At 57.5% G+C, this 11,701-nt stretch carries 11 protein-coding genes and 1 riboswitch; of the genes, 8 read left to right on the top strand and 3 right to left on the bottom strand.

Annotation, left to right across the window (positions count from 1 at the left end; all coding sequences use genetic code 11):
- Positions 1-9: 9 nt before the first annotated feature.
- Positions 10-116: riboswitch (TPP riboswitch) on the bottom strand.
- A gap of 131 nt (positions 117-247) precedes the next feature.
- Both dnaJ and dnaK read right to left on the bottom strand, forming a co-directional pair.
- On the bottom strand, positions 248-1,402 hold the full coding sequence (gene dnaJ, locus ACR0MV_RS16450) for a molecular chaperone DnaJ (protein WP_170426237.1): 1,155 nt from the start codon (positions 1,400-1,402) through the stop codon (positions 248-250).
- 74 nt (positions 1,403-1,476) lie between these two features.
- Entirely contained in the window at positions 1,477-3,387 is a 1,911-nt protein-coding gene (gene dnaK, locus ACR0MV_RS16455; RefSeq protein WP_480702875.1) for a molecular chaperone DnaK, read from the bottom strand.
- A gap of 213 nt (positions 3,388-3,600) precedes the next feature.
- Here dnaK and ACR0MV_RS16460 point away from each other — a divergent pair, with 213 nt between their 5' ends.
- Positions 3,601-4,203: an alpha-ketoglutarate-dependent dioxygenase AlkB family protein gene (locus ACR0MV_RS16460; RefSeq protein ID WP_170426242.1), complete on the top strand. Its 603-nt coding sequence runs from the start codon at positions 3,601-3,603 to the stop codon at positions 4,201-4,203.
- Here the strand turns inward: ACR0MV_RS16460 and ACR0MV_RS16465 are convergent.
- Positions 4,200-4,745 carry an ABC transporter permease gene (locus ACR0MV_RS16465; RefSeq protein ID WP_480702877.1) on the bottom strand — a complete coding sequence of 182 codons (546 nt, stop codon included), beginning with the start codon at positions 4,743-4,745 and terminating at the stop codon, positions 4,200-4,202. The genes ACR0MV_RS16460 and ACR0MV_RS16465 overlap by 4 nt on opposite strands.
- An 18-nt stretch (positions 4,746-4,763) precedes the next feature.
- Here ACR0MV_RS16465 and ACR0MV_RS16470 point away from each other — a divergent pair, with 18 nt between their 5' ends.
- The 7 genes from ACR0MV_RS16470 (at position 4,764) to ACR0MV_RS16500 (ending at position 11,696) form a co-directional block, all read left to right on the top strand.
- A complete protein-coding gene (locus ACR0MV_RS16470) occupies positions 4,764-5,048 on the top strand; it encodes a hypothetical protein (protein ID WP_367647677.1) in 285 nt (94 codons plus the stop codon).
- A gap of 101 nt (positions 5,049-5,149) precedes the next feature.
- Positions 5,150-5,947: a 3'(2'),5'-bisphosphate nucleotidase CysQ gene (cysQ, locus tag ACR0MV_RS16475; protein ID WP_170426246.1), complete on the top strand. Its 798-nt coding sequence runs from the start codon at positions 5,150-5,152 to the stop codon at positions 5,945-5,947.
- Positions 5,947-6,747, top strand: coding sequence for a 3-deoxy-manno-octulosonate cytidylyltransferase (locus ACR0MV_RS16480; RefSeq protein ID WP_170426248.1), 801 nt, complete (start codon positions 5,947-5,949; stop codon positions 6,745-6,747). Before cysQ ends, ACR0MV_RS16480 begins: the two co-directional genes overlap by 1 nt.
- Positions 6,748-6,816: 69 nt before the next feature.
- Complete coding sequence (gene galE, locus ACR0MV_RS16485; RefSeq protein ID WP_170426250.1) at positions 6,817-7,800, top strand: UDP-glucose 4-epimerase GalE; 984 nt, start codon at positions 6,817-6,819, stop codon at positions 7,798-7,800.
- 7 nt (positions 7,801-7,807) lie between these two features.
- Positions 7,808-8,866 carry a glycosyltransferase family 2 protein gene (locus tag ACR0MV_RS16490; RefSeq protein WP_480702878.1) on the top strand — a complete coding sequence of 353 codons (1,059 nt, stop codon included), beginning with the start codon at positions 7,808-7,810 and terminating at the stop codon, positions 8,864-8,866.
- A 146-nt stretch (positions 8,867-9,012) separates the two neighbouring features.
- A complete protein-coding gene (locus ACR0MV_RS16495) occupies positions 9,013-9,999 on the top strand; it encodes a glycosyltransferase family 2 protein (protein ID WP_480702880.1) in 987 nt (328 codons plus the stop codon).
- On the top strand, positions 9,996-11,696 hold the full coding sequence (locus tag ACR0MV_RS16500; RefSeq protein WP_480702882.1) for a DUF5927 domain-containing protein: 1,701 nt from the start codon (positions 9,996-9,998) through the stop codon (positions 11,694-11,696). Before ACR0MV_RS16495 ends, ACR0MV_RS16500 begins: the two co-directional genes overlap by 4 nt.
- Positions 11,697-11,701 lie beyond the last annotated feature (5 nt).

Raw genomic sequence — 11,701 nt, forward strand, 5'->3', positions numbered from 1 at the left:
AAAACGTCTGTGCACTGCGAGACCGTTCCCTACGCCGGTATTGCCCGGATCAGGTTCGATGGGTTAGCGCAGCTGCGCCTCTCAGCCCTTCAGACAGGGCACCCCAACGGTTGGGCGGATAATCTCAGGGGTTGAGTACGGAATCAAGGGCCAATTTTGGCGCAGGTGATGGTGAAACTGGACTTATGAAAAGCAAAGAGCCGATCCCTTGGGACCGGCTCTTGAATGACGTTCGAATGAGGCCGATTCAGCCCTTCATGCCGTCCCAAAAGGATTTGACGGATGAGAAAAAGCTTTTTGATTCCGGGTGGTTGTCTTCACCCAGATCGTCGAACTCACGCAGCAGCTCTTTCTGGCGGCTGGTCAGGTTGACCGGAGTTTCCACGGCCAGCTCGATGAACATATCGCCAACGCCGCCACCGCGCAGGGCAGGCATACCTTTGCCGCGCAGGCGCATCTGACGTCCCGACTGGCTGCCAGCCGGGATTTGCACGCGACCACGGCCGCCATCGATGGTGGGCACTTCGATCGAACCGCCCAGCGCCGCCTTGGCCATACTGACCGGCACGCGGCAGTAGAGGTTCACGCTATCACGTTCGAACAGCCGGTGTTCCGAGACTTCGACGAAGATGTACAAATCGCCCGGAGGGCCACCGCGCATCCCGGCTTCACCCTCGCCCGCAAGACGGATGCGGGTGCCGGTTTCGACGCCTGCGGGGATGTTGACGGACAGCGCGCGCTCTTTTTCAACGCGGCCTGCACCGTTACAGGATTTGCAGGGATTCTTGATGATCTGGCCTAGACCCGAACAGGTCGGACAGGTGCGTTCGACGGTAAAGAAGCCCTGCTGCGCGCGCACTTTGCCCATGCCAGAACAGGTCGGGCAGGTTGTGGGCTCGACGCCGCCTTCGGCACCGGTGCCGTCACAGGACGAACAGGCGACTGCAGTCGGGACATTGATTGTTTTTTGCAATCCGGCATAGGCGTCTTCCAACGTCACGCGCAGGTTGTAGCGCAGGTCCGACCCGCGCGCGGCCCGGCGTCCGCCACCGGCCCCACCGCGTTGCCCGCCCATGAAATCGCCGAACAGGTCGTCAAAAACGTCCGAAAACGCACTGGAGAAATCGCCTTGACCGCCAAATCCGCCACCAGGACGGCCACCGCCGCCCATGCCGTTTTCAAAGGCGGCATGACCAAAGCGGTCATAGGCGGCCTTTTTGTCTGCATCGCGCAGCACATCATAGGCTTCGTTCGCTTCTTTGAACTGCGCCTCGGCATCCGGGTTGTCTTTGTTGCGGTCGGGATGCAATTCCTTGGCCTTCTTGCGAAAGCCTTTCTTGATCTCGTCCGCCGAAGCGCCCTTGGATACTCCGAGCACCTCGTAGTAGTCGCGTTTTGACATCAGTTCTTCCTTCTGCCTCAACGTAAATAGGCCGGCCCGGCGAGCGGACCGGCCCACATTGGCCCGGTTACCCGTTATTTACGCTTGTCGTCGTCCAGATCTTCGAACTCGGCGTCGACAATGTCATCATCACCGGCCGGAGCAGCATCAGCGGCTGCAGGCTCATCTTCGGCTTCTTCGGACTGCGCCTTGTAGATGGCCTCACCCAGCTTCATGGCAGCTTCGGTCACGTTCTGGATGCCCGACTTGATCTTGTCGGCATTTTCGGTTTCCAGCTCGTCCTTCAGCGCGGCAATCGCCAGCTCGATGGCTTCGATGGTGGTCGGATCAACCTTATCGGCATGCTCTTCCATCGACTTCTCGGTCGAGTGGATGAGGCTTTCCGCCTGGTTCTTGGCGTCGACCAGCTCGCGGCGTTCCTTGTCGGCTTCCGCGTTCTCTTCGGCGTCCTTGACCATCTTTTCGATGTCGTCATCCGACAAACCGCCAGAGGCCTGGATGGTGATCTTCTGCTCTTTGCCGGTGCCTTTGTCCTTGGCCGAAACCGAGACAATGCCGTTGGCGTCGATGTCAAAAGTCACCTCGATCTGCGGCATACCGCGCGGTGCCGGCGGGATGTCTTCAAGGTTGAATTGACCCAGGATCTTGTTGTCCGCAGCCATTTCACGCTCACCCTGGAACACGCGGATGGTCACGGCGTTCTGGTTGTCTTCGGCGGTCGAGAAGACCTGAGACTTTTTGGTCGGGATCGTGGTGTTGCGGTCGATCAGGCGGGTGAACACGCCACCCAGCGTCTCGATACCCAGCGACAGCGGGGTCACGTCCAGCAGAACAACGTCTTTGACGTCGCCTTGCAGAACACCGGCCTGAATGGCGGCGCCCATGGCAACCACTTCGTCAGGGTTCACACCTTTGTGCGGCTCTTTACCGAAGAATTTGGTGACCTCTTCGATCACTTTCGGCATCCGGGTCATACCACCGACCAGAACAACTTCGTCCACGTCAGCAGCCGACAGACCGGCGTCTTTCAGAGCAGCCGCGCAGGGCTTCATCGACTTCTTGATCAGATCCGAGACCAGCGATTCCAGCTTGGCACGCGTCAGCTTCATGACCATGTGCAGCGGCTGACCGTTCGAACCCATCGAGATGAACGGCTGGTTGATTTCGGTCTGCGAGGTCGAAGACAGCTCGATCTTGGCTTTTTCAGCAGCTTCTTTCAGACGCTGCAGAGCCATCTTGTCTTGCGACAGGTCGACACCGTGTTCCTTTTTGAACTCATCCGCCAGGTAGTTGACGATGCGCATGTCAAAGTCTTCACCACCCAGGAAGGTGTCGCCGTTGGTCGATTTGACCTCGAACAGGCCATCGTCGATTTCCAGAATGGTCACGTCGAAGGTACCACCACCAAGGTCATAAACCGCGATGGTTTGGGTTTCTTCCTTGTCCAGACCATAGGCCAGAGCAGCCGCTGTCGGTTCGTTGATGATCCGCAGCACTTCGAGACCGGCGATTTTACCGGCGTCTTTGGTGGCCTGACGCTGAGCGTCGTTGAAATAGGCCGGAACGGTGATGACCGCCTGTGTGACGTCCTCACCCAGATAGCTCTCGGCGGTTTCCTTCATCTTGCCCAGAGTGAAGGCCGAGATCTGGCTTGGGGAGTATTTTTCGCCGCGGGCTTCGACCCACGCATCGCCATTGCCGCCATCGACGATGGCATAGGGCACCATTTTCTTGTCTTTTTCGACTTCTGCATCATCCACACGACGACCGATCAGACGCTTGACGCCAAAGATCGTGTTGTCGGGGTTAGTGACCGCCTGACGCTTTGCAGGCTGACCGACCAGTCGCTCATCTTCGGTGAAGGCGACGATCGAGGGCGTGGTCCGCGCCCCTTCGGCGTTTTCGATGACCTTCGGCTGCGAGCCGTCCATGATGGCCACACACGAGTTTGTGGTGCCGAGGTCAATCCCGATTACTTTTCCCATATGTTCAATCCCTTTCTCTTCAAGGCGATGTCCCGAGGTCCGGACCCGTTATGGCATCTGGCCCCGATCTGTTTTGCGCAACAGCCCTACACCATTGCGCGTCCCGGCGTATATAAGGGCGAGACCAAAAGCCTGCAAGCGGTGTAAATCGCAGGTTTTCGGGAATCTGTGGCCTTTTTGGGCAAGGTTTTGGCAAGGATTGGGGAATCTTGGATGGCGCGGCTGCTCTTGCGCGGATTTGATATCAGAAAAGCCTATCTGGATGGGGCCGCACAGACCCGGTTGATCGAGGATCTGCGCCCGATTCTGAAATCCGCACCGCTATTCCGCCCAGTCACGCCCTCAGGCAAAGAGATGTCGGTGCGCATGACCTCGGCCGGCGCACTTGGCTGGGTCACCGACAAAGGCGGCTATCGCTATCAGGCCCAACACCCCAAAGGAATGGAATGGCCCGAGATTCCGGACACAATTCTGAACATCTGGCGCAATTTGGCCAGCCCGGACCGCGACCCTGACTGTTGTCTGATCAACTATTATGCGGAAGGCGCTCGCATGGGTCTGCATCAGGACAAGGATGAGGCTGATTTTTCCTGGCCGGTCCTGTCGATATCGCTGGGCGACGACGCACTGTTTCGCATCGGTAACGAAACACGCGGCGGCAAGACCGAGTCCATCTGGCTGAGCTCGGGCGACGTGGTGATTATGGGCGGACCAGCTCGCCTGACTTATCACGGGGTGGACCGGATCCGGTTCGGATCATCCAAGCTGTTACCCAAAGGCGGACGGATCAACCTGACATTGCGCGTCGCAAATTAACTGCGCGCACCCCAGCTTTTGGATACGTGTTGACGGGTGAAGAAAATCCCCAGCAACCCGATCAACAGCAGCACGAGACCAACCCAAAGCGGGTATTCCCAATTCGTGTTGCGCGGATAGTAGTTTCGAAACACGAAGCCGCGACACTGGTCAACGATGTGAAACAGAGGGTTCCAAATGAACATGGTCAACGTGAGGCCTCCGAGGCTATTTGCAACAAACATCTTGCCTGAGAAGATCATTTGAAGTCGCCGATACACAGTGGATGTGATGGCGACGAATGTTGGAAGCCATGGCTTCAGCGCCATAAAAACAACGCCAATTGAGCATCCTGTGAACCATGCCAGTACCAGCATGTAAAACGCGCCACCGGGGTCTTGGATTTCCAGCGGATCAACCAAAACGTGGTACACAAAGAGAATAACCAGTATCGAAACCAACTGGGTGTAGAACACCCCGAAAGCTGTCGCTAAAAGGGCTACCATCATGTTCATCGGCGAATGCAGCATCATTGGGTTGTTGCCGGTCGCGACCCCGGTCACGGAGTTTACGGATTTAACATGCGTCAAAAAAAGAAAAACACCGGACAACAAAAACAGGATTGGATTGCCGCGGATCTTTGCAACACCGGTCAACTTCCCGATCAAGGTCATAATCAGGTAGAAAACCGTTACCAGTGCAACGACCTGAACAATGTTTATCATCACGGCAAGGACAGCATTCGAGCGTTGCGCGCGAATACTGCGCACAACGGCGTGGTAGATGAGCTCGGAGGTCGTAAAGGCACCGCCGGCCAGCGACTTATTTCGCTCAAAGTAAAACACGTAAGCACTCTTTCCCGCTGAATTGCCTGCAACTTGCCACGAATTTCTTGCCGTTCCGTAACCGCCGCATCATAAGGCCGTCAGGGATTTCAATCAATAAACCTCAGGAACGGAGCATTTTTGTGACCTATGACGCCCTTATCCCCGTAATCAGACGTCTGGCGCTGGAAGCCGGGGGCACGATCATGCAGATTTATGAGGCAGATGACTTCGACGTCAAAGTCAAATCCGATGCCAGCCCCGTGACCGAGGCGGACGAGGCAGCGGATGCATTGATCTCGGCCGGTCTGCGCGCCGCCTTCCCGGATATTTTGCTGGTGACCGAGGAACAGGCCGCTTCGCATTCCGAGAAGGGTGAGACGTTCCTGATCGTTGACCCGTTGGACGGCACCAAAGAATTCATAAACCGGCGTGGCGATTTCACGGTCAACATCGCGCTGGTCGAAAACGGGGTTCCGACGCGCGGCGTCGTCTATGCGCCCGCACGGGGCCGGATGTTCTATACTCAGGCCAATGGTCAGGCAGTCGAAGAAACCGGTGCGTTGGACAAAGAAACCGTTGGCGAAGTCACTCCGATTTCGGTGTCTAAACCGGACAATTCAGCGCTTTTGATCGTGGCTTCGAAATCCCATCGCGATCAGGCGACCGAGGATTACATCAACAAATACCAGGTTCAGGACAGCAAAAGCGCGGGCTCGTCGCTGAAGTTCTGTCTGGTGGCGACAGGTGAGGCCGACCTGTATCCCCGTGTGGGCCGCACAATGGAATGGGACACCGCCGCAGGCCACGCTGTCTTGGCTGGTGCCGGCGGTAAGGTTGTTCGCTTCGACGACCACACGCCGCTGACCTATGGCAAGGACGGCTATGCAAACCCGTTCTTTATCGCCTACGCTCCGGGTGTTGAATTGAAGGAAGCCTGATGTCCGTACTTATTGCCATCCCCGCGCGCTATGCTTCGACCCGCTATCCCGGAAAACCTCTCGTTCCTCTAACAGGCGCAAATGGCAACGCCATGACGCTGATTGAACGATCCTGGCGCGCCGCCTGTTCCGTATCTGGTGTAGATAAGGTGGTCGTTGCCACCGACGACGACCGCATCCGCGACGTCGCCGAAGGCTTCGGGGCCGAAGTTGTGATGACCTCGGAATCCTGCGGAAACGGTACCGAACGCTGCGCCGAAGCGCATGAGGCGCTCGGCTCGGGCTTTGACATCGTTGTGAACTTGCAGGGCGATGCGCCATTGACACCGCACTGGTTCGTTGAAGACTTGATCACCGGGCTGCGCGCCGCGCCCGAAGCTGGGGTCGCAACGCCTGTTCTACGTTGTGACGGCGATGCGCTGAACAGTTTGCTGAATGACCGCAAACATGGGCGCGTCGGAGGAACCACGGCGGTCTTTGCCGCGGACCACAGCGCGATGTATTTTTCAAAAGAAGTTGTGCCATTCACCGCAGAGACATTCGCGGGCGATGCGTCCACGCCCGTGTTCCACCATGTTGGTGTCTATGCCTATCGCCCCGATGCACTGGCCGCGTACCCAACGTGGCCTGTGGGACCGCTGGAGCAACTGGAAGGTCTGGAACAGCTTCGTTTCATGGAAAACGGCCGCAAAGTTCTTTGCGTCGAAGTCGAGGCGAAAGGGCGTCAGTTCTGGGAGCTCAACAATCCTCAGGACGTGCCAAAACTGGAAGAAATGATGGCCGCCATGGGGTTGGACTGACCGTTTTTCCCCCTGCAAGCCACAACAAGAACGTCTAATGGGACGTTGAGCTACAGTCTGGAACAAAGAATGAAGAATATTCTGGTCACCGGCGGTGCCGGATACATCGGATCCCACGCCTGCAAGGCATTGTCGCAGGCCGGATACACGCCCGTGACCTTCGACAATCTCATCACCGGTTGGGAGGACGCGGTGAAGTTTGGCCCGTTCGAGCAGGGCGATCTTTTGGACCGTGCCCGGCTGGATGACGTATTCGCCAAATATGAACCCGTGGCCGTGATGCATTTTGCCGCCCTCAGCCAAGTCGGCGAGGCGATGTCAGAGCCCGGAAAATACTGGTCGAACAACGTGACCGGCTCTTTGACTCTGATCGAAGCAGCGGTGGCGGCGGGATGCCTGAACTTTGTTTTCTCTTCCACCTGCGCCACTTATGGCGAGCACGACAATGTGGTGCTGGATGAGGATACGCCGCAACTGCCACTGAACGCTTATGGTGCTTCGAAACGAGCGATCGAAGACATCCTGCGCGATTTCGGGGCCGCGCATGGGCTGAACCACGTAATCTTCCGCTATTTTAACGTAGCTGGCGCAGACCCGGACGGAGAGGTGGGCGAGTTCCACCGCCCCGAAACTCATCTGGTGCCGCTGATGCTGGACGCCATCGACGGCAAGCGCGATGGGCTGACAGTGTTTGGAACGGATTACGACACGCCCGACGGCACCTGCATCCGAGACTATGTACATGTATGTGATCTGGTTGACGCCCACGTCCTTGGGCTGAATTGGCTGGAACAGGGCAAAGGAAGCCGCGTGTTCAACCTTGGAACCGGGTCGGGCTTTTCAGTAATGGAAGTGATCAGCCACTCCAAAGCGGTCACCAATCGCGACGTCCCTTACACCGTTGGACCACGGCGGGCTGGGGATTGCACCAAGCTGGTCTCAGGATCGGTCCGAGCCGGACAAGAGCTGGGCTGGACACCGAAAAAGTCGACGTTAGAGACAATGATTGCCGACGCGTGGCGCTGGCACCAGAACGGCCACTACGACAAATGAGGCAACCGTGACCGGTACAAAGGAAGATACGCTTCCGCCCATCTCATGGGTGCAAATGTACCGGTTGCGACTGAAACGACGGCGTCTGTTGTGGCGGTCCTTTCGCAGCCGCCATCAACTGTCGTGTCTGGTGGATCGCACGCAGAATATCGGGCCAAATGACATTCTCGCCTTTACCACTCTGCGCAATGAGGTCACCCGACTACCCTGGTTCCTGCACCACTACCGTGCACTTGGTGTCGACCACTTTCTAGTCGTCGACAATGGCAGCGACGACGGTTCGGTCGCCTATCTGAACGATCAACCAGACGTGTCGCTATGGCAGACCCAAGACAGCTATCGTGCGTCGCGCTATGGGTTGGATTGGCTGACATGGCTGCAGATGCGCTACGGCAATGACCATTGGTGCTTGATGGTCGATGCAGATGAGTTGCTGATCTACCCCGATCACGAGGCACGGCCCCTGCGCGATCTGACGCATTGGTTGGACGGACAGGGGCGCGCGGCATTTGGTGCTCTCATGCTGGACCTGTACCCCAAGGGTCCGCTGGGCACAGACAGCTACGATCCGCAGACCGACCCGACCCGGGTAGTCGGGTGGTTTGATGCAGGCCCCTACAGGACCACCCGGCAATGCCCGCTGGGCAACCTTTGGGTCCAAGGCGGAGCACGTGAACGCATGTTCTTTGCCGATGCCCCACGCCAGTCACCGACCCTGAACAAGATTCCCTTGATCCGCTGGTCTCGGCGCTATGCGTATGTGAACTCGTGCCATTCCGCCCTGCCGCGCCACCTGAACGCCGCTTACGCAGGCCCAAACGACGTATCCCCGTCCGGCGTTTTGCTGCACACCAAATTCCTGCCCGAGGTCGTGGAAAAGTCAAAGATCGAGAAACGGCGCCGTCAGCACTTTCACGACCCGGATCAGTTTGCGGACTACTACGAAAAAATAAGCCAGCAGCCAGTGATGTGGACTGCAGACTCGAAACCTTACACCGGTTGGAGAGATCTGCAGCGCGAGGGTCTGATGGGCACAATCAACTGGGAAAGTCACAGCTCGGACTAACGGTTTTTAAAGTCGTTGCTTCGAAAGATGTATAAATGGCATAAAACGGCAATTGTCCGGCACCACTCTGGCTTGTTCAGACCCCGGGCACGCTCGCGTTAGGGAAAAGGTTGGGCAGTCGCGTGGGCCTATTGGATTCATACCGGATGAGACTGCGGCGCAAGCGCCGTATCATGCGCTGCCTTCTAAGACGGCGCGACCTGGCACCGGTATCCGTCAGGACAGACCAGATAAGGCGCAAAGACATTCTTTTGGTCAGCGTGATACGGAACGAGAAAATTCGCCTGCCGTATTTTCTGGATTACTACCGCAAGCTGGGCATCAATCACTTTCTGTTCGTGGACAACAACAGCGACGACGGCTCGGGCGAGTATCTGGCGGCTCAACCCGACGTGTCGGTCTGGCGGGCGGACGCAAGCTATAAGCGCGCAAGCTTTGGTGTCGACTGGTCGAATTACTTGCTGCGCAAATTTGCCCATCGCCACTGGGTGCTGACGGTCGATCCGGACGAATTCTTTATCTACCCCTTCTGCGACACTCGTCCTATCCGAGCGCTGACAGACTGGCTGGATGGATGCGCCGTGCGCAGTTTCAGCGCGATGCTGATCGATATGTACCCCGAAGGACCGGTCGAGGACGCGATCTATACCGAAGGGCAAAACCCGTTCGAAATCGCCAAGTGGTTTGATACCGGAAACTATACGATCACCAAGAATCCAACTTACGGAAATCTCTGGATTCAGGGCGGACCGCGGGCGCGGGTGTTCTTTAAAGAGACTCCCAAGAAAGCCCCTGCGCTGAACAAGATCCCGCTGGTGAAGTGGGACAGGCGCTATGTCTATGTCAGCTCGACCCATTCGCTGCTGCCGCGTGGTTTGAACCAGGTATATGACGAGTGGGGCGGCGAAAAGACCAGCGGCGGCTTGCTGCATGCCAAACTGATCAGCACGCTCAGCGACAAGGCCCGCGAAGAGATGGAGCGCGGCCAACACTACCGCGGCTCGGGCGAGTACCGCGCCTATGCCGAGCAACTGCAGGACAAACCGGTGTTCTGGTGCGACACATCCGAAACCTACATCAACTGGCGGCAGCTTGAGATCCTGGGCCTCATGTCGAAAGGAAACTGGGCATGAGCGGCCTTGGCGTCATCATGCTGGTCCACACCGCGCTGAACCGGGCCGGACAGGTCGCGCGGCATTGGACGGCGTCAGGGTGTCCCGTGGTGATCCACGTGGATCGGAAGGTGTCGAATAAGACCTACAATGAGTTTGTCGCTGCTTGTGCCGATGATCCACTGATAAGGTTTTCGGACCGCCACGTCTGTAACTGGGGGGGATGGGGCATCGTTGCCGCCTCGCAATCTGCTGCGGCGCTGATGCTTGAGACCTTCCCAGATGTGCACCACGTCTACTTGTCTTCCGGGGCCTGCCTGCCGCTGCGACCGGTGGATGAGCTGGTGAACTATCTGGCTGCCCGGCCGCGGGTGGATTTCATCGAAAGCGCAACGACCGCGGATGTCAGCTGGACGATCGGAGGGTTGGATCAGGAACGATTTACCCTGCGTTTCCCCTTTTCTTGGCGCAAGCAGCGTAAACTGTTTGATGGCTATGTGAAGCTGCAGCGCGCGCTTGGTATCCGCCGCCGCATCCCCGAAGGTCTCGTCCCGCATATGGGCAGCCAGTGGTGGTGCCTGACCCGCCAAACCCTTTCGGCAATCCTGCAGGACCCAAACCGAAAAGCTTATGATCGGTACTTCCGGCACGTCTGGATCCCGGATGAAAGCTATTTCCAGACACTGGCCCGGCTGTATTCCACCCATATCGAAAGCCGGTCCCTGACTTTGTCCAAGTTCGACTATCAGGGCCGCCCGCATATTTTCTACGACGACCATTTGCAGTTGCTGCGCAGGTCGGACTGTTTTGTGGCTCGCAAAGTCTGGCCCAGCGCGGATCGTCTGTATCAGGCATTTCTGACCGATCAGGCCGGGGCAATGAGACCTACAGAACCTAACCCAAGCAAGATCGACCGGGTCTTTTCCAAAGCGGTTGAACGGCGGACACGTGGGCGCGACGGCTTGTATATGCAAAGCCGCTTTCCCCGGCATGGCAACGAAAACGGGCTGACATCGTCGCCTTATGCAGTCTTTCAGGGCTTTACCGAACTGTTTGAGGATTTTGAGCCCTGGCTTGCCAACGTCACCGGTACTCGGGTTCACGGTCATCTTTTCGCCCCGGATCGCGCCGAATTCGCCGGAGGCGAATCCATCATCAACGGCGGTCTCAGCGATTGCGCAACGTTGCGGGACTATAACGCAACGGCGTTCATTTCGAATCTGATCTGGAACACGCGCGGCGAAAAACAGTGTTTTCAGTTCGGGCCGGCGGACACGCAAAAGATCAACTGGTTCCTGGCTCGGGATAAGAACGCCCAGATCTCGGTCATTACGGGGGCCTGGGCCATCCCGCTGTTCCGGTCGAACAGGAATTTTGCCGATATCCGGGCCGAGGCCGCCCGCCTGCAACAGATCGAGACCAAGCAGTTGGAAGTCCTATCCTCTGTCTGGACCAAGGCTCGTGTACACACCTGGTCGCTGGCAGACTTTGTCGAAGCGCCGGGCGAGCCACTGCAGACGGTGGTTGAAGAGACCGGTTTGACACCCACAAGCCACTTGACCGAAGCGCCGAAGATGGTCGATTTGACGGGGTTTGGCCAATTCCTGCAGAACCTCAAGAACCAAGGCATGCATCCCTATCTGATGGGCGATTTCCCACCGGATGATGTTTTTGCCAACCGAGTTCGGCCGTACCAAAAACCCTATCTGGTGCAATAGATCGG

The sequence above is a fragment of the Ruegeria sp. BC3 genome (assembly GCF_056539265.1).

Excerpts from the sequence above, each read along its gene's own strand:
- dnaK (WP_480702875.1), bottom strand. The coding sequence starts at position 3,387 with ATGGGAAAAGTAATCGGGATTGACCTCGGCACCACAAACTCGTGTGTG.
- ACR0MV_RS16500 (WP_480702882.1), top strand. The coding sequence starts at position 9,996 with ATGAGCGGCCTTGGCGTCATCATGCTGGTCCACACCGCGCTGAACCGG.
- galE (WP_170426250.1), top strand. The coding sequence starts at position 6,817 with ATGAAGAATATTCTGGTCACCGGCGGTGCCGGATACATCGGATCCCAC.
- ACR0MV_RS16495 (WP_480702880.1), top strand. The coding sequence starts at position 9,013 with ATGAGACTGCGGCGCAAGCGCCGTATCATGCGCTGCCTTCTAAGACGG.
- ACR0MV_RS16470 (WP_367647677.1), top strand. The coding sequence starts at position 4,764 with ATGCGTCAAAAAAAGAAAAACACCGGACAACAAAAACAGGATTGGATT.
- ACR0MV_RS16460 (WP_170426242.1), top strand. The coding sequence starts at position 3,601 with ATGGCGCGGCTGCTCTTGCGCGGATTTGATATCAGAAAAGCCTATCTG.
- dnaJ (WP_170426237.1), bottom strand. The coding sequence starts at position 1,402 with ATGTCAAAACGCGACTACTACGAGGTGCTCGGAGTATCCAAGGGCGCT.
- ACR0MV_RS16480 (WP_170426248.1), top strand. The coding sequence starts at position 5,947 with ATGTCCGTACTTATTGCCATCCCCGCGCGCTATGCTTCGACCCGCTAT.